The sequence below is a fragment of the Pseudoduganella sp. GW821-FHT11H04 genome (genome assembly GCF_058807935.1).
The window spans coordinates 190315-207910 of record NZ_JBXARE010000007.1 but is presented as its reverse complement, the minus strand read 5'-3'; the positions used below and the strand labels follow the sequence as shown (position 1 = coordinate 207910).

General features: G+C 61.2%; 13 protein-coding genes. 12 read left to right on the top strand and 1 reads right to left on the bottom strand.

The window, feature by feature from the left end:
- Window positions 1-5: 5 nt before the first annotated feature.
- The 12 genes from AC1RTP_RS17455 (at window position 6) to AC1RTP_RS17400 (ending at window position 16877) form a co-directional block, all read left to right on the top strand.
- Window positions 6-1373, top strand: coding sequence for a DUF1329 domain-containing protein (locus AC1RTP_RS17455; RefSeq protein ID WP_498608961.1), 1368 nt, complete (start codon window positions 6-8; stop codon window positions 1371-1373).
- Between the two features lie 10 nt (window positions 1374-1383).
- A complete protein-coding gene (locus tag AC1RTP_RS17450) occupies window positions 1384-3237 on the top strand; it encodes a DUF1302 domain-containing protein (RefSeq protein WP_498608960.1) in 1854 nt (617 codons plus the stop codon).
- Window positions 3237-5603, top strand: coding sequence for an efflux RND transporter permease subunit (locus AC1RTP_RS17445; RefSeq protein ID WP_498608958.1), 2367 nt, complete (start codon window positions 3237-3239; stop codon window positions 5601-5603). Before AC1RTP_RS17450 ends, AC1RTP_RS17445 begins: the two co-directional genes overlap by 1 nt.
- Before the next feature lie 11 nt (window positions 5604-5614).
- Window positions 5615-6574 carry a WD40/YVTN/BNR-like repeat-containing protein gene (locus tag AC1RTP_RS17440; RefSeq protein WP_498608957.1) on the top strand — a complete coding sequence of 320 codons (960 nt, stop codon included), beginning with the start codon at window positions 5615-5617 and terminating at the stop codon, window positions 6572-6574.
- A 73-nt stretch (window positions 6575-6647) separates the two neighbouring features.
- Window positions 6648-8072, top strand: coding sequence for a flavin monoamine oxidase family protein (locus AC1RTP_RS17435; RefSeq protein ID WP_498609096.1), 1425 nt, complete (start codon window positions 6648-6650; stop codon window positions 8070-8072).
- Window positions 8065-9552, top strand: coding sequence for a flavin monoamine oxidase family protein (locus tag AC1RTP_RS17430; protein ID WP_498608955.1), 1488 nt, complete (start codon window positions 8065-8067; stop codon window positions 9550-9552). Before AC1RTP_RS17435 ends, AC1RTP_RS17430 begins: the two co-directional genes overlap by 8 nt.
- Window positions 9549-10232, top strand: a complete 684-nt coding sequence (locus AC1RTP_RS17425; RefSeq protein ID WP_498608953.1) for a c-type cytochrome — start codon at window positions 9549-9551, stop codon at window positions 10230-10232. The genes AC1RTP_RS17430 and AC1RTP_RS17425 overlap by 4 nt, the downstream gene beginning before the upstream one ends.
- Window positions 10233-10313: 81 nt before the next feature.
- The gene (locus AC1RTP_RS17420; protein WP_155453037.1) at window positions 10314-11444 is read left to right on the top strand and encodes a saccharopine dehydrogenase family protein; all 1131 of its coding nucleotides are present in this window, start codon (window positions 10314-10316) and stop codon (window positions 11442-11444) included.
- Window positions 11445-11456: 12 nt separating this feature from the next.
- Window positions 11457-13010, top strand: coding sequence for a class I adenylate-forming enzyme family protein (locus AC1RTP_RS17415; RefSeq protein ID WP_498608951.1), 1554 nt, complete (start codon window positions 11457-11459; stop codon window positions 13008-13010).
- 10 nt (window positions 13011-13020) lie between these two features.
- Window positions 13021-14262 carry a thiolase family protein gene (locus AC1RTP_RS17410; protein WP_498608949.1) on the top strand — a complete coding sequence of 414 codons (1242 nt, stop codon included), beginning with the start codon at window positions 13021-13023 and terminating at the stop codon, window positions 14260-14262.
- 2 nt (window positions 14263-14264) lie between these two features.
- Window positions 14265-15590 carry an NAD(P)/FAD-dependent oxidoreductase gene (locus tag AC1RTP_RS17405; protein WP_155453034.1) on the top strand — a complete coding sequence of 442 codons (1326 nt, stop codon included), beginning with the start codon at window positions 14265-14267 and terminating at the stop codon, window positions 15588-15590.
- An 87-nt stretch (window positions 15591-15677) separates the two neighbouring features.
- The gene (locus AC1RTP_RS17400) at window positions 15678-16877 is read left to right on the top strand and encodes an NAD(P)/FAD-dependent oxidoreductase (RefSeq protein ID WP_498608947.1); all 1200 of its coding nucleotides are present in this window, start codon (window positions 15678-15680) and stop codon (window positions 16875-16877) included.
- Here the strand turns inward: AC1RTP_RS17400 and AC1RTP_RS17395 are convergent.
- Window positions 16821-17594, bottom strand: a complete 774-nt coding sequence (locus tag AC1RTP_RS17395; protein WP_498608945.1) for an SDR family oxidoreductase — start codon at window positions 17592-17594, stop codon at window positions 16821-16823. The genes AC1RTP_RS17400 and AC1RTP_RS17395 overlap by 57 nt on opposite strands.
- Between the last annotated feature and the right edge of the window lie 2 nt (window positions 17595-17596).

Here is a 17596-nt window from a genome sequence, read left to right as displayed (position 1 = left end):
AGACGATGGTGAGCCTCAAGACAGTGTTTTGCAGCACCTTGCTTGTGCTGGGTAGTTCGGCCGGCGCAGCAGGCGCTGACCAGGATGTTTCGCGCCTCGGCAAAGACCTGACGCCGGTCGGCGCCGAGCGTGCGGGCAATAAAGAAGGAACGATTCCGGCATGGACCGGTGGCGACATGAAAGCGCCGGCCGGCTGGAAGACCGGCTCGCCGCGTCCCGATCCGTATGCGGGTGAAAAGCGCCTTTTCTCGATCGACGCAAGCAATGTCGATCGCTACAAGGACAAGCTGGCCGCGGGGCAGGCTGAGATGATCAAGAGCGTTCCCGGCTACCGCATGGACATCTATGCGACCCATCGCTCCTGCGGTTATCCGGACTTCTACTACGAGCGCAGCAAAAAGAACGCGAGCAGCGCAAAGATGGCTGTCAATGGCTACGATATTGCCGAAGTCCTTGGCACCGGCGTGCCGTTCCCAATGCCGCGCAATGGCGCGGAGGCGGTCTGGAACCACAAGCTGCACTGGCGTGGAGAGGGCTTCCATATCACGCACGCGGGGTTTATTCCACCGAAGGGCAGCGACAGTATCGGCGAAGCCATCGTCCAGGAAGAGTGGGAAATGTCGCCGATGTGGTCTCCTTCCAATAAGGGTGTTGCCGATGCGGGCGGCATCGAATACCAGCTGCTGAACACCTATACCGGCCCAGCCTCGATCGCTGGCGACGCCACGCTGGCGCAGTACAACTTCGCCAAACCCAATGATGTATGGCTGTATTTCTCCAGCCAGCGCCGCGTACGCCGCGCGCCGACCTACCAGTACGACGCGCCGCAGCTGAATACCGAGAACCTGCTGGTGGTCGACCAGTACCTGCAGTTCAACGGTCCGCTCGACCGCTACGACTGGAAGCTGGTGGGCAAAAAAGAGCTCTACGTCCCCTATAACACCTATCGCCTGAACTCCCCCGCGAACCAGGTGGAAGACGTCGTCAAGCCGAAGTTCTTCAGCCGCGACCACTCGCGTTATGAGCTGCACCGTGTATGGGTAGTGGAGGCGTCCCTGAAGGAAGGCATGCGCCACATGTTCCCCAAGCGGACCTTCTATATCGATGAAGACAGCTGGATCATCCTGGTTGCGGACATGTTCGACGCGCAAGGCAAGGTATGGCGCACCACAGAAATGGGACCGTACATGGCATGGGAAGTTCCTGCCTGCGTGTGGGCTGCCAACAGCAGCTACGACCATCTCTCCCACCGTGTTGTGCTGGACCGCGTGCTGGCTGGCCGCAAGGAGCCGGACTGGCTTGCTGCAAGGGAAGGGCGCCTGAAGTCTTCCGTCTTTGAACCTGACGGCCTGCGTCGCGCCACCACTCGCTAAGGAGACCATCATGAAATTACGACATGCTGTGATGGGCGCCCTGGCTGTGCAATCCGGGCTGGCCAATGCCACTCAGTGGACGCTGGAAAACAACTGGATCGTCAACCTCGATTCGAACGTATCGTTCGGCCTTGCCGTGCGAACGTCGAAGCCGCAGTGCCGCTTTATCGGCAACGACAACGGCGGTTGCGTGAGCGATGCCGTGACGCCGCTGCAGGCCAGCAATCCGGTGGCGTTCTCGATGAACCTCGATACGCTGCGCTTGAACCAGGACCTGGGCAACCTGAATTACAAGCGCGGCCAGGTAGTCTCCTCCAACCTGCAGTTTTCGACCGAGTTGTATGTACGGGCCAGCGATGGCTGGAGCGGCTTGGTGCGCGGGGTGGTGAACCAGGACTTCTCGATCGACAAGACCAAGCGCGTGCCGCTTGATCCGGAAGCGAAGGATTTCGCCAAGAGCAACCCTCGCTGGCTCGATGCCTACATCAATAAGAAGTTCGATATCGGCAGCCAGGAGGCGCGCCTGCGTGTCGGCAACCAAGTGCTGAACTGGGGCGAGAACCTGTTCATTACCGGCGGCATCAATGCGATCAACCCGATCTACGTGCCTGCAGCGCACCAGCCGGGAACGCCGCTGAAAAACCTGTTCATTCCTTCGCCTATTGTTTCGCTCAGTTCTTCGCTGGCGCCTGGCCTGGGAATTGAGGCGTACTACCAGTGGAAGTGGAACAGTTTTGCCTTTGATGCTCCGGGCACTTTCTTCTCGACCTCCAATTTTGTCGGCAAAGGCGGGCGCGGTATCTACTTGCCAACATCGGTGCTGAATGCAGCGCTGGCGCAGGCAGGCGTACCGGCGATGCCTTACGGGACGATCGGCAACACTGCGACCGTCATCAACAGTTATGGCCGCATGCTTAGTTTCGATGAACTGGCGAGCGCCGATGTCAACCCGGCAGGCCCGCTGCTTGGCACGGGGACTGTGATCCCACGCTCGGCAGACCACCGCCCAACTGCTTGGCAAGGCGGCGTCGCTTTGCGCTATCGCTTGCCGGAATCAGGCGATGAACTGGGTATCTACTACTACCGCTATAACGACAAGGTTCCTTTCGCCTCCTATGAAGTTTCCGGCAATCCGGCAAACCCATTCGGCTGGCAGGCCTACCAGGATTATGGCCAGAAGCGCAGCCTGCTCGGCGTGTCGTACAACTTCCAGGCAGGCGATTGGGCAATCGGTACCGAGTTGTCCTACCGTCCGCATGACGGGGTGGCGATCGATCCGAGCTCCGTGATTGATCCGAGCAATCCCTATTACTGCAATGCGCTGGCCGATTTTACAGTGGCTCCAGTGGGCACACGTTGCAAGGGCTGGGTCGATACGCGCCACTTCCAGCTGCACCTGACGGGGATTCACATCATGTCCCCATCCGGCCCACTGGGCGGCTTGCTGCAAGCCTTTGGCGCGAGCGAAGGCACGATCACTGCGGAAGCCGCGGTAGCGCACTACCCGAAACTGCAGAAGAACGCTGGCATTCCTTACGCAGTGACGGCCGATTACGCGCTGCCGACCAAGACATCTTCTGGCGTGGTGGTGGCGGCTTCGCTGACTTACCCGAATATTTTCGGCACGCGTTCCTCGCTGATTCCAGACATCGCCATTTCGCAAGGCGTGTCCGGCGTGTCCGCAACGGCGCTGCCTGGGTTTGTGAAAGGAATGGGCGCGGCAGTATTGGGCGCAACGATTGACTTCAAGGTGAAGCCTGAAACGAAGCTGCGTGTCGACTTCACCAAGAACTGGGGCGGTGGCAACAGCAACCTGATGCGCGACCGCAATTTCATGTCCTTTAGCCTGTCGTCCTCGTTCTGATGTTAGCGAAACTCATACTCCGTTTGGAAACGGCGCTGTTCGCGCACCGTCGTTCCTTCCTGCTGGTTCTGGCCGGACTGACGCTGTTGATGGGATGGTTCGCCTCCCAGCTTCATCTGGAAGCCGGCTTTGACAAGCAGATGCCGCAAGGTCATGAATTCATCAAGACCTTCGACAAGTACCGCACCGAGCTGTTTGGTGCAAACCGATTGACCATCGCTGTGCATGCCCGCCAGGGTGAGGTCTGGAACGCCGCCACGCTGACGCAGGTGCTCAAGGTGACGGAAGCCGTTACCTACCTGCCTGGCGTGGAGCGCACCAGCGTCACCTCCTTGTGGACGCCAAACGTGTTCTTCACCGAAATCACCGAAGATGGTTTCCGTGCCGAACCGGTGGCCGGTGGCGACATCGTGCCGGAGAAGCTCACGGATGACGTGATCGGCATGATGCGCCAGCGCGCCACTGCTGGCGGCCATATCGGCACGCTGGTGGCACGTGACCAGAGTAGTGCGCTGGTCACGGCCGAACTGTCCGACACCGACCCGGCAACTGGGCAAAAGCTCGACTACATCGCATTCAACCGCCTGCTGGAAGAGAAGGTCCGCAAGCCGTTTGAAAACGGCAACGTCGAGATTGAGGTAATCGGTTTTGCCAAGCAGGTTGGCGATATCGCTGACCGGTCGGGCGAGGTGACGCGCTTCTTTGCAGTGGCCTTCCTGCTCACCGGTCTGGCTGTCTACTGGTACTGCCGCTCGATCCGCCTGACGCTGTTGCCATTGGCCTGTTCTCTTGCATCGCTGGTGTGGCAGTTCGGCACTTTACGCTTGCTTGGCTTCGGGCTCGATCCTTTGGCGATCCTGGTGCCGTTCCTTGTGTTTGCCATCGGTGTTTCGCACGGCATCCAGCAGATCAACTACATCGTGCGGGAAGTGGCCAACGGCGCTGACTCGATGCAGGCGGCCCGTCGCAGCTTCACCGGCTTGCTGATTCCCGGCACGCTGGCGCTGGTGACTGCGTTGGTCAGCTTCATCACGCTGGTGCTGGTGCCGATCCCGATGATCCGCGAGCTGGCTATCACGGCAGCCATCGGTGTGACGTTCAAGATCGTCACCAACCTGATGATGTTGCCGGTAGCGGCATCGTATTTCCGGTTCAATTCGGAGTATGCAAAACAGGCTTTGGCGCGGCGGGAAAAGCACAGTGGCTGGCTGCGCGTGATTGCCCGTATCGCACGGCCACGCTTTGCGATGGCAGTAACCGTGGTTGGGGTGCTGGTCTTCGTCACGGCATTCTGGCAAAGCCAGGGACGTCACATTGGTAGCCTGCAGGCGGGGGCGCCTGAGCTGCGGGCCGATTCGCGCTACAACCGCGATGCAGCGGCCATCGTCGAACGCTTTGACGTGGGCCTGGACTGGCTGACGGTGGTGTTCGAAGGCCCTGCCGATTCCTGTTCACGTGCCGACCAGTTCCTCTTTGCCGACGAATTCGCATGGCATATGCGGGGCGTGCCGGGCGTGGTTTCCGCTGATTCGCTGGCGGGCCAGCTCAAGCTCTATAACGCCGGCATGAACGAGGGCCATCCGAAATTGGCGACGCTGACGCGCGATCCACGCGGCCTTGGCTCGCAATTTCTGGGCGTGAACAACCGCATTGCAGGCTTGTCCTCGCACGATTGCCGGGTTCAGGGCGTCAACCTTTACCTGCCGGACCACCGCGCTACCACGATCAAGGGGGTGGTGTCGGCAGTGAAGGCCTACCGCGATGCCAACCATATGGACGGCTTCAATATGCGCCTGGCGAGCGGCAATGCGGGCGTGCAAGCGGCGACCAACGAGGTGCTGGAAGCGAGCGAGACGCCAATGATGCTGTACGTGTACGCGGCGATCCTCGCGCTGGTCTTCCTGGTGTACCGCGATTGGCGGGCAATGGTGGCGTGCTGCCTGCCGCTGACCGTGGCGACCTGGATCGGTTACTGGTTCATGAAAGAGCTGGAAATCGGCCTCACCGTGGCGACCTTGCCGGTGATGGTGCTGGCGGTTGGCATCGGCGTCGATTATGCCTTCTACATCTACAACCGCCTGCAAGTACAGCTGTCGCATGGGCTGGCCTTCACCCAAGCGCTGGAAAAGGCCTTGGCGGAGACGGGCCTGGCAACAGTGTTCACTGCAATCACCCTGTCGGTCGGTGTGGCGACGTGGACCTTCTCCAGCCTGAAATTCCAGGCCGATATGGGCGCGCTGCTGACCTTCATGTTCCTGGTGAACATGGTCATGGCGATTACTTTGCTGCCTGCGTTTGCCGTGGTGCTGGAATCGCTCTTCCCGCGCAGCGGTCCGGTGCGCATGCCGGCAATCCTGCAACATTGAAAGGGCACATTGTGAATCACATTCGCAGATATTCATTTTTGCTGCTGGCGTGTGCCTTCAGTGCAGGTGTGGCGCACGCCGCCGCCCCGGCCTGGCCCACGTTGCAGTCGGCCGAGCGCGTCGCCCATGCGGTGACGGCTCCGCTGCTGGCGGCGACGCGCGCCGGCAACCGCGCCGTTCTGGTGGGCGATCACGGCGTGATCCTGCTGGCTGACGAAGGTTTCCAGTTCCGGCAAGCGAAGTCGGTGCCGGTGCGCTCGATGCTGACGACCGTGCAGTTCCTCAACGAACATCAGGGTTTTGCAGCTGGTCATGACGGCGTGGTGCTCGGCACCGAAGATGGTGGCGAGACCTGGGCGCTGCTGCGTTCCGCTGCGGGCGCCGAGCAGCCGATCCTGTCGCTGTTCTTCTCGAGCCCAAGCCACGGCATCGCAGTTGGCCAGTATGGCTGGGCCATCGAGACGCAGGATGGCGGCCGTACCTGGCGCAACCTGCAGGTGGCCAGCGGCGATGAATCGGATCGCCACTTGTTGCACATCTTCGCCTCCAAACGCGGCACCTGGTTCATCGCAGGAGAGGGGGGGGCCATTTTCCGTTCGGCGGACGGCGGCAAGTCCTGGCAATCGGTTTCAACCGGTCAAAAAGGTTCGCTCTGGTATGGCGCAGGGCTGGTGGACGGCTCACTGCTGGTATGCGGCATGCGCGGCCATTTGTATCGCAGCGGTGACGATGGCCTGAGCTGGCAGCAGGTGGAGTCGAACACTACGCAGTCCTTGACGGGGATTGCCGAGTTGTCCAACGGCCGCATCCTCGTGGCGGGCATGGGCGGAACAGTCTTGCGCAGCAGTGATTACGGCCGCTCCTTTTCGCTCACTGAACGTATTGGCCGAGAACCATTGACCGGCGTGCTGAAGACCGATGCGGGATTGGTGTTGACGTCGATGGCCGGGCCGATCACGGAAGAACAGTAATTGGGAGAACGTTGTGGAAAGCAGTAAAAAATCGGGACCTCTGCAACTTGGTCGGCGCAGCTTTATCGGCAAAATGGCGGCCGCAGGCGCCGCGGCGGCAGTCGTTGCACCAGTGCGGGGGCAGGGCGCAAGCGGAGCAGGAGCAGTGCTGGACGTGGCGATCATCGGAGCAGGTCTGGCCGGCTTGACTGCGGCGCGCGATTTGCAACGCGCCGGTTGCGAGTCCTTCGTGGTCCTGGAGGCGCGCGATCGCGTGGGCGGGAGGACGCTTAATCATGACCTGGGCGGTGGCTATTTTTCGGAAGCGGGCGGCCAGTGGATCGGCCCGGGCCAGACCGCGATTATGGACCTGGCAAAGGAACTGGGTGTCGGCACCTTCCCAACCTGGTGGCAGGGAAAGATGACCTTGATGGCTGGCGATGCCCGTGCAACGGCCGAAAGCGACGGTGGCTTCGGCACCGATGCCAAGCTGCGTCACGAGCTGGAAGCCATGGCAAAGCAGGTGCCATCGGCCGCCCCGTGGACAGCGCCGCGCGCGGCCGAATACGACGCCATGTCGTTTGGTGACTGGCTGGCGAAGAAAAATCTCGCTCCAGCAGACCAGCTTAGCTGGAACCTGGGCGCGACGCTGACGACAGGTGCGGTGCCGGCCAAGGTATCTCTGTTGCATTACCTCGGGATGATCAATTCCGCCAGTTGCAATTACGAGCAGCTGGAATCGATCAAGGGCGGCGCCCAGGAAACGCGCATCTCGGGCGGTTCGCAAATCTTGTCGATCAAAATGGCGCAGGCGCTTGGGGAAAAGGTGCGCCTTTCGACGCCGGTGCTGAAAATCGAAAACTGGCAAGACGGCCCGGTCGCAATCCATACGCCCACCGGCGTGGTCAGAGCGCGCAGCGTGATCGTCGCACTGTCGCCGGCCCTGTGCACCCAGATCGCCTTCGATCCTCCTCTGCCGGAAAAGCGCAGGGAGATGCAGCGGCGCTGGCCGGCCTACGCGCCGATGCGCAAGACGGTTCACGTGTACAGCAAGGCGTTCTGGCGTGAGAAGGGCTTGAATGGGTGGGTTGTGCAAGCAAAGGGCCCTGTGCTCTGGGCCTACGACAATTCTCCGGAGGACGTCTCGTTTGGCGTCATCAGCGCCTTTGTCCGTAGCGGGGGCTTGCCGTCCGATACGGCGGCAGCGCGCGACGAGCTGTCAAAAATCTATGCGCAGGCATTGGGTGAGGAGGCGCTTCACCCTGTTCAATACCACGACTACGACTGGGGCAAGGCAGACCGCTGGTCGCTCACCTGCGCTTCGCCCATGCCACCGGGTTTCCTGACGCGGTTTGGCGATGTCCTGCATGCACCGGTAGGCCGCCTGATCTGGTCGGGAACTGAAACGGCGGATATCTGGGCAACTTCAATGGATGGCGCAGTGCGCTCCGGCCACAAGGCGGCGTTGCAGGCGCTTGGCACGGTCGCTGGCGGCCAACGAAAGGACAATCATGGATGAAAAAATGAAAGGGCCCGCGCTGACCCGACGCGGCTTCCTTGGCGCTGCTGCGGCAGCAGCGGGTACTGCAATCGCCTCGGTGAACGCCGCAACGGCGGCTCTGCCAGGCACGGGCGCTTCGGCCAAGTCTGGCGCACAGGAAGTCGTCGACATCGTCATTATCGGCGGCGGTCTCGCGGGCCTTACCGCCGCGCGGGATCTGAAGAAAGCAGGCTGCGAATCCTTCCTGGTGCTGGAGGCGCGCGACCGCGTAGGCGGGCGTACCTTGAATCACGACCTCGGCAAGGGCTATTTCACCGAGGCCGGTGGCCAATGGATAGGGCCAGGGCAGACCGCGATTGCCGACCTGGCGCGTGAACTGGGCGTGGGAACCTTCCCGGCTTACTGGCATGGCAAGGCTTCCTTCATCGCGGGAGATTCCGTCGCGAGAATGGAATCGACTGGCGGTTTCGATACGGACCGCAAATTGACTGGCGAACTGGAAGAGCTGTCCAAGCTGGTGCCGAGCGGCGCGCCCTGGAAATCGCCGCGTGCGGCAGAACTGGATTCGATGACCGTTGGCGACTGGCTCGCCAAGAAAAACGTGGCACCGGCGGACCAGCTTGGGTGGGCGACCGGAGTGGCTCTTTCGGGCGGCACTTCACCGGCACGTCTCTCCATGCTGCATTGGCTGTCGATGGTCAATTCCGCCGACAGCATCTACAACCGCCTGGAGGCGGTGAAGGGCGGTGCGCAGGAGACCCGCATTTCCGGCGGTTCTCAGATCCTGTCGATCAAGATGGCGCAAGCGCTGGGCGACAAGGTGCGGCTGGAATCGCCCGTCTTGCGCATCGAAAACTGGCGGGATGGCCCTGTTGCCATCCATACGCCCAAGGGAGTGATCCGCGCCCGCAGCGTTGTCGTCGCGCTGTCGCCGCCCCTGTGCAACCAGATTACTTTCGATCCGCCGCTGCCAGCCAAGCGCCATGAAATGCAAAAGCGCTGGCCTGCTTTTTCTCCCGCGCGCAAGACGGCCCACGTCTACAAAAAAGCCTTCTGGCGCGAGAAGGGGCTGAATGGCTGGATCTTCCAGTCCAAAGGCCCGGTCATGTGGGCCTATGACAATTCGCCGGAAGACGGTTCGTTCGGGGTAATCAATGCGTTCGTCGTCAATAGCTGGCTGCCGTCGGACACTAAGGCCGCGGGAAAAAAACTCTCACGCATTTACGCCCAAGCCTTAGGCGAGGAGGCGCTGAATCCAGTTGCCTATTACGACCATGACTGGGGCCAGTGCGACAAATGGACGCTGACCTGCATTTCGGCCATGCCGCGCAATTTCCTGACCAGGTATGGCGACGCCTTGCACCCGCCTGCGGGCCGCCTGATCTGGTCCGGCACGGAAACAGCGGATATCTGGGCGGGCTATATGGATGGCGCTGTCCGTTCCGGGCATAAAGCAGCACTGCAGGCACTGCAGGCAATCAATGAAAGGAGGGCATGATGAGTGCCGCAAAGAAGCCACGTAGCCGTGGCAAAAGTATTCTTGTTTTGACTGGCTGGCTGCTGTTGGCGGCAGTCGCAGTGGCTGGGGTGACCTACGGGCCGGAACTCGTAGGCCTGTACCAGCTCAGCGAACAGATCGACTCGATCGCCAAGGAGGATGCGCAGGCCGCCGGACCCTGGCCGCGCAATAGCGACGCATGCATGTATTGCCATGGTGTCGCAGGTAATTCGCGTTCCCAAGTCTATCCGCGCCTGGCGGGCCAGCCGGAAGGCTATCTGAGGAAGCAGCTGAAGTCTTTCGCTGATGGCACGCGCCACGATCCAACGATGACGCCGATGGCGCTCAGCATGAGCGATAAGGAATTGGAATCTCTGGTTTCCCACTTCGGGAAACTCAAACCGCTCCCCAACGAGACCTTCAAAGGCGACGCTGCGCAAGTACAGCGTGGCGCGGCGCTGGCACAAGCCAACGGCTGTACGGCATGCCATGGCGCGCAACTGGAAGGCAAAGGCGAGTTCCCACGGCTGGCGGGGCAGGGAAGTGATTACCTGCGCGAGCAGCTCATTCGCTTCAAGAGCGGCGCCCGGCGCGACCCGACAGGCGCCATGCAGGCGGTGACCAGCCAGCTCGCGCAGCAGGACATCGACGACCTGGCGCAATACCTCGCCAGCCGTTGATCACGTACATACAAGAAAACGGTCCGGATGGGCGCCGGTAAGACCCATCGTTCTTTAAATTGAAGTTTAGGAGACAAAAAAATGGCTAAGCATCCTGTCGTAGTTTATGGCGCAAGCGGTTACACCGGCATGTTGATCATGGATTGGCTGATCGACCAGGCAATCCCTTTCACGGCGGTGGGCCGCAATGCAGGCCGCATCAAGGAAATGATGTCGCAGCGCGTGGTTCGCCTGGAACAGGCCGAATATGAAATCATCGAGGCTGAACACAATGTCGACTCGCTGGTGAAAGCCTTCCAGGGCGCCAAGGTGGTCTGCAATACTGTCGGCCCATTCATCAACTCTGGCCTGGTGACGGTTGAAGCCGCACTGAAAGCCGGCTGCCATTACCTGGATACCACCGGCGAACAAGCTTACATCCGCAAGGTGCGCGACCAGTTCGGCGAGCTGTATCGCCAAGCCGGCCTGCTGGTATCGCCATCGAACGCTTATATGTACACCTACGCCGAAATCGCCGCTGAACTGGCGCTGGAAACCCATGGTGTGGATGCACTGGAAACGGCGACCCTGTGCCGCGGCCCACGCACCGGCGCCGGCATCAGTGTCGGTTCCACCGCAACGATCTTCGAAGGTTACCGCCACGAGTCCTGCTACCTGTGGGAGAAGAAGCTGGTTTCGCACGCGGCCGATGCTTCGTTCATGATCAATGACCCTGCGTTCATGCAGCCTGTGTTCTCGCTGCCATGGGGCGGTACCTCGCTGCCGGTCTACTTCGAGCGCGATTCCCGCGTGCGCAGCTGTATTTCCAGCGTAGGTTTCTACGACAACAATGCGATGCGGACAGTGCATGCCTTGGGCCAGAAGTGGGAGGCGGAGTACAAAAACCTGCCGCGCGAGCAGCAGGACGCGGTGCTGAAGCAGATCGTTGATTCCACCACTCCGGCAATGCCGCCGCGCGAGCGCACCACCGTGCAGCGCACCGTCGACGTAGCGATCGGTCGTGGCCAGCTGGCATCCGTGCGCGCTACCCTGCACGGCACCACGCCTTACATCGCTACCGGCGCTATCCATGCGGCGGGCGCGATCAAGCTGCTCGATGGCGACCTGGCGAAGACGGGCTTTGCATCCGGATCCAAGGCGTTCGGCCACCGCTACCTGCTCGGCTTCCTGGAGCAGCGTGGCCTGGCACGCGCCACGGTAACCCACCTGTAATCGGGGAACAGCATGGCTATCATTGATTTCTTCGACCGTGGCTGGCGCATCAACCCGAACGCCGTCGCCTACATCCAGGATGAACGCAGCTTTACGTTCCAGGAAGCAGGCGAAATGTCGTACCGCGTCGCCAACGCCCTCATTGCGGGCGGCTTTGGCAAGGAGAGCAAGGGTGCGATCTGGTCCGACAACGATGTGATCGGGTGGACCTGCGCGCTGGGCTTGTGGCGCGCCGGATTGACCTATATTCCTGTCAACGGCCGCAACGTCGCGGAAGAAAACCAGTACGTGCTGGACTTTTTCGATTGCGAGGTGCTGTTCTTCCAGCAGCAGTTCGCCGCCGTCATTGAACCGCTGCGGGCGAACTTGCCCAAGGTCAGGCAATGGGTCTGTCTCGATGGTAGCCTGCCTTGGGCGACGTCGCTGTCCGAATGGCTGAAAGGCGTGCCAACGACCGCGCCGCAGGTTGAAGCGGCGTTGAACGATGTCGCGACCCTTTCGGCTACCGGCGGCACGACCGGCAAACCAAAGGGCGTGATGAACACCCACCGCGCCTTCCAGACGTATTTTGCGCAGTTCATGATCGCTTTCCCTTACGAGGGCGAGCGTCCGGTGAACCTGGCGGCGGCGCCGATGACCCACACGGCCGGCATGCTGTCGCTGCCTTGCACTGCGCAGGGCGGAACGGTGGTTGTGGTCACCAAGCCGGATCCGGCAACGGTGCTGGGCGCGATCGCCAAGCATGGCGTGACCGAAATGTTCCTGCCGCCGACGGTGATCTACCGCTTGCTCGAGATCCCGGGCATCGACAAAATCGCCTTCCCGTCGCTGAAATTCTTCCTGTACGGGGCCGCGCCGATGTCGGTTGAAAAGCTGAAGCGCGCGATCGAGGTCTTCGGTCCAGTCATGGCTGGCGGCTACGGCCAGACCGAAGCGCCGGCTTCCATCGCTTTCCTCCCGCCCGAGGCGCATTTCGTAGACGGCAAACTGGCATCGGATGAAAGGCTGTCTTCCGTCGGCCGCCCGAACCCACTGATCCGCGTCGAGATCCTGAACGAGCGCAATGAGGTGCTGCCGATCGGCGGCACCGGCGAAATCTGCGTACGCGGTGACCTGGTGATGAAGGGCTATTACAAAGCACCGGACAAGACGGCGGAAACCATTATCGACGGCTGGCTGCATACCGGCGATATCGGCCACATGGACGCCGAGGGCTTCCTGCACATCACCGACCGCAAGAAGGACATGATCATTTCCGGAGGCTTCAACGTCTACCCGAGCGAGATCGAGCAAATCCTCTGGGGGCATCCGGCAGTGCGCGATTGCGCGGTGATCGGCGTGCCTGACGATAAGTGGGGTGAGGCAGTGAAGGCCGTGGTGGAACTGAAAGCCGGGCAGGAAGTCGATGCGGAAGAACTGATCACCCTGTGCAAACAGAAGCTCGGTTCCGTGCGCGCGCCGAAAAGCGTGGACTTCACGGCTGCATTGCCACGCAGTCCGGTTGGTAAAGTCCTTAAGAAGGATTTGCGGGAACAGTACTGGCAAGGCGTGGAACGACGAATCTAAGGAACGGGTTATGAGTAATATCTATATCGCCGGCATTGCGATGACGGTGTTCGGGCGCCATATCGAACGCAGCGTCGAAAGCCTGGCGGACGAGGCGCTGCAGGGCGCGCTGAAGGACGCAGGCTGCTGCGCACAGGACATTGGCACAGCTTATTATTCCGGCATCACAGGCGGCCCATTGCATGGCCAGTTGTCGATTCCGGGCCAGGTTGTGTTCAGCAAGATCGGTATTGAAGGCATTCCAGTCATCAATGTCGAAAATGCCTGCGCCTCCGGCAGCAGCGCGGTGCACCTCGCGATTCAGAGCCTGAAAGCCGGGGCCTGCGACGTGGCGCTCGCGCTCGGGGCGGAAAAGATGGTGGTAGCGGACAAGGAAAAGTCACTGGCCCTGTTCGAAGCCGGCTGGGATGTCTCACGCGTTGAAGAAAACTTCGCCACGCTTGCCCGGCTGGGCGAGGGTATCGAACCGCCGCCGGGATCGGAATCGGAACGGCCATACAGCCGCTTCATGAAGATCTATGCCGCCATGTGCCGCCATCACATGGCGACTTACGGCACGACACAAAGGCAGATTGCCGCCGTATCGGCAAAGAACCACCAGCATTCGGTGCATAACCCGTACGCGCAATTCCGCCAGGCGTTCACGATTGACGAAGTGCTGGCCGCCCCGCCGATCACCTATCCGATCACATTACCCATGTGCGCCCCGGTATCGGACGGCGCCGCTGCCGCGATCCTGTGTACCGAAGAGGGCCTGCGCCGTATCGGCGCGGACCGCAGCCGGTGCATCCGTGTCGCGGCCAGCGTGATCCGTAGTTTCACTCACCGCCGTATTGATCAGCCACAGCTGAACATCGGCCATCTCGCCGCGTTGCAGGCGTACGCGCAGGCGGGCCTGGGACCGCAGGACATGCATGTCGCCGAGGTACACGATGCGTCCGCCATGGGCGAAATCATCCAGGCTGAAAACCTCGGCCTGGCGCCATTGGGTGAGGGCGGCCCTGCGGCCGAACGCGGCGACTTCACGCTCGGTGGACGTGTCCCGATCAACACCTCAGGTGGCCTGGAATCGAAAGGGCATCCGCTCGGCGCTACAGGCATCGGCCAGTTGTTCGAGCTGGTCACGCAATTGCGCGGTGAGGCAGGAGCGCGCCAGGTGCAGGGGGCGCGCCACGCCATCCAGGAAAACGGCGGCGGCCTGCAGGGCGTGGAAGAAGCCGCACTGGCGATTCATATTTTGAGCAAGGACTAATCATGGAAACGACAAATCGATATCGCCCTATCGGAGGCTGGCTGGAAGCCCCATCAGACCTGCAGCCGGAACTGGATAGCCATGTCAGCGCCGATGTCGTGGTGGTAGGTGCCGGCTTTGCAGGCTTGAACACTGCGCTGGAACTCAGGGCGCGGGGCGCGAAAGTCGTTGTGCTGGAACGTGACTTCGGCGGCTTCGGCGCCAGCGGCCGCAATGCTGGTTACCTTGCAGGAAGTGCAGGCATCGAGTTTGACATGTTCCACAAACGCATAGGCCATGAGCGTTCCAAAGGTATCGTCGAATTCTATGACCAGGGTGTGAGCTATGTGGAGCGCAAGCTGCGCGAATATGGCATCGACTGCGACTACAACCAGTCCGGCATCCTTCGCGCAGCTGTCCACGCCTCGCAGGAGGCTAAGCTGCGCAAGGACATGCAAACCGGCCTGGAACTTGGGAGTTATTCCGAGTTCCTGGATTCCGCCGCGCTGCGGGCGCGTGGCATTCCGCCGGCTTTCCTGTTTGGTTGTTACGCGCCGCGCGGTGGCACGCTCGATCCCGGAAAGTATGTGCTCGGCTTGCGGCGTGCGGCATTGCGGGCGGGAGTGAAGATATATGAAAACTCCGGGATGCATTCATTTACAACCGGCGCGACGGTCAAGGCAGTAACAGCGAAGGGAAGCGCCAGTGCGCCTTTCCTGGTGCTCGCTACAAATGCCTATACGCCGCAATTGGGTCTGTTGAAGGACAAGGTCGCGCCAATCCGGGTTTCGGCATTGGAGACGGAGCCATTGTCGGCCGAACAGCTGGCAGCATTGGGCTGGCAAGGACGCGAGGGTATCGTCACCCCGCACTGGACGATGGAAAGCCATCGCCTCACTGCCCGTAACACGATCGTGACGACGACCAAGCAGCTCAACTATGCCTACGGCTCGAAAACGCCGAACGTGCCGGATCACGCGGCATATGCGGCGTTGGAGGAAGGGCTGCACGAGCGCTTCCCGGGCCTGCGCGGTATCGGCATCCGCGCCTGCTGGAGCGGATACGTGAGCATGGCCTATGACGCTTTGCCTGTTGTTGGGGCAAGCGGTGACGCCGGCAATGTGCTCTATACCGCGGGCTGCTCAGGCCATGGCGTGGCCACACAGTCCATGATGGGATTGCTGTTGGCCGAGCGCATCGGTGGTATCGACCATCCTTTGATGACGGCTTTGCAGCATAAGACGCCGACAACCTTGCCAGAGCCACTGCAATGGTGCGCGATCAAGTCTGCGCTGGCATTGACTGGAATGCTCGACGCAAGTGTGAACAGAAGGGCGCGTCAAAACTAATGTTGTAGTAACCGGTAGTGTCTCCCACCATCTTGGGTGGTTCAGGCCCGGCGCGGTTTGCCGGGCCTTTTTTTTCTGAGGTTTGAAATGAATACTTGGATGGATGCGCCAGCGGATTTACAGAAGCGGCTCGAAGGCATGGTTGAGGGGGATGTCATCATAGTCGGCGGCGGTATCCCGGGGTTGTCCGCCGCCCTTGAATTCCACGAACGGGGCGCAAAGGTAATCCTGCTGGAGCAGGAATTTGCCGGCGCAGGCGCCAACGGACGCAATGCAGGTTATCTCGCCGGCAGCATCCAGCTTGAATATGATCTGCTTGACCGGCGTGTCGGCTTCGTCGAAGCGGCGCGAGTAGTTGGAATCTATGACAAGGGCGTGGCCTATGTGGAGCGCCAGTTGCGCAAATACGGCATAGATTGCGGCTACTCTGCTGGCGGCATGATGCGCGGCAGCTTTCGCCCTTCAGAGGAGCTGCTGCTGGCCAAGGATGCGCATGCGGGCATCGCTTTCGGTGCGCGTGTTCTCCTGCTGGATCAGGACAGCCTGCGTGCGCTGCAAGGACCGGCGTTCGTCTCCGCGCTTTGCACGCCCGATGGCGGCACGCTAGACCCTGGCATGTACGTGGCTGGCCTGCGGCGCGCTGTGCTGGAGGCAGGGATCAAGCTTTACGAAGGGACCCCGATGCTGTCTTTCGAAGATGGGGCACGCGTTACCGTGAAAACACCGTTGGGCAAGGCCCGGGCTCCGACATTGGTTTTTGCGACCAATGCCTATTCACCGCGGCTTGGAATGCTACCCGCCGGTATGGCAACACTGCGCGCTACCGCTGTCGAAGTGGGGCCTTTGTCGGAAGACCAGTTGGCGACACTGGACTTACCCCGGCGCCTGGGCGTGCTCGCGCCGCGCTGGGCCATGGAGAGTTTTCGTATCACGCCGCGCAACACGCTGGTGGCGACGGCCAAGCGCCTGAATGACGCCTATGGCCTACCGATTCCATCCACTCCGAGCCATGCGGACCTGTCTGAAATCGTGGGCCGCTTGTACGACCGTTTTCCCGCGCTGCGCGGCGCGCCGGTCGTGTCGCGCTGGAGCGGTTACGCCAGCCTGGCCAATACGACGCTGCCCATGATCACCGTCAGCGGGAACGTGGTGTCGACGTCGGTGTGCTGCGGACACGGCATCGGCCTGCAATCGCTCACCGGCGAAATGCTGGCCGACCAGGTTGACGGTTCAGGCGCAGAGGTAGCCGCCGTCGACGTTGAGGATCGCGCCCGTCGTGTAGCTTGACGCGGCGGAAGCAAGATACAGGACCGCACCGGCCATCTCGGATGGCTGGGCGGCGCGGCGCATGGGGACGTGCGTCAGCAGCGATCCAAGCACTTCCGGCGAATCTTTCAGCGCTGCAGTGAACTTGGTATCGGTGAAGCCTGGCAGCAGGGCGTTGCAGCGCACACCTTTTTGCGCCAGTTCCGCCGCAAATGCCTTGGTCATGGAGATGATTGCTGCCTTGGTGATCGAGTAGATGCCCTGGTGGTGGCCGGGGATCACGCCATTGACAGAGGCCACATTGATGATGGACCCGTCCTGGTTCTCTTTCATCAGCTTCGCGGCGAGGGTAGACATGAAGAAGTAGCCGCGGATATTCACGTCGATCGTTTTCTGGAATGCCTCCACGCTAGTGTCTTCAATCGGACCGAAGTAGGGGTTGGTGGCGGCATTATTCACCAGAATGTCCAGGCGGCCATGGCGCTTGAGGATCGAGTCGTACAGTGCTTCGATTTGGGCCTGGTCGCCGATATGGCAGGCTGCCGCCTCGGCCGAACCGCCTGATGCGAGGGCGATTTCATCGGCGACGCGCTGGCAGTCATCGCGGCGGCGGCTGGTGACGATGACGTGGGCGCCGTGAGCGCCAAGCAGGCGAGCGATTTCAGCGCCAATGCCGCGGCTGGCGCCGGTGACGAGGGCGACCTTGCCGGTCAGGTCGAACAAATTGGATGGATTCATAT

Coding starts and splice junctions, on each gene's coding strand:
- AC1RTP_RS17420 (WP_155453037.1), top strand. CDS start 10,314: ATGGCTAAGCATCCTGTCGTAGTTTATGGCGCAAGCGGTTACACCGGC.
- AC1RTP_RS17435 (WP_498609096.1), top strand. CDS start 6,648: ATGGCGGCCGCAGGCGCCGCGGCGGCAGTCGTTGCACCAGTGCGGGGG.
- AC1RTP_RS17400 (WP_498608947.1), top strand. CDS start 15,678: ATGAATACTTGGATGGATGCGCCAGCGGATTTACAGAAGCGGCTCGAA.
- AC1RTP_RS17450 (WP_498608960.1), top strand. CDS start 1,384: ATGAAATTACGACATGCTGTGATGGGCGCCCTGGCTGTGCAATCCGGG.
- AC1RTP_RS17430 (WP_498608955.1), top strand. CDS start 8,065: ATGGATGAAAAAATGAAAGGGCCCGCGCTGACCCGACGCGGCTTCCTT.
- AC1RTP_RS17425 (WP_498608953.1), top strand. CDS start 9,549: ATGATGAGTGCCGCAAAGAAGCCACGTAGCCGTGGCAAAAGTATTCTT.
- AC1RTP_RS17410 (WP_498608949.1), top strand. CDS start 13,021: ATGAGTAATATCTATATCGCCGGCATTGCGATGACGGTGTTCGGGCGC.
- AC1RTP_RS17415 (WP_498608951.1), top strand. CDS start 11,457: ATGGCTATCATTGATTTCTTCGACCGTGGCTGGCGCATCAACCCGAAC.
- AC1RTP_RS17455 (WP_498608961.1), top strand. CDS start 6: ATGGTGAGCCTCAAGACAGTGTTTTGCAGCACCTTGCTTGTGCTGGGT.
- AC1RTP_RS17405 (WP_155453034.1), top strand. CDS start 14,265: ATGGAAACGACAAATCGATATCGCCCTATCGGAGGCTGGCTGGAAGCC.
- AC1RTP_RS17395 (WP_498608945.1), bottom strand. CDS start 17,594: ATGAATCCATCCAATTTGTTCGACCTGACCGGCAAGGTCGCCCTCGTC.
- AC1RTP_RS17445 (WP_498608958.1), top strand. CDS start 3,237: ATGTTAGCGAAACTCATACTCCGTTTGGAAACGGCGCTGTTCGCGCAC.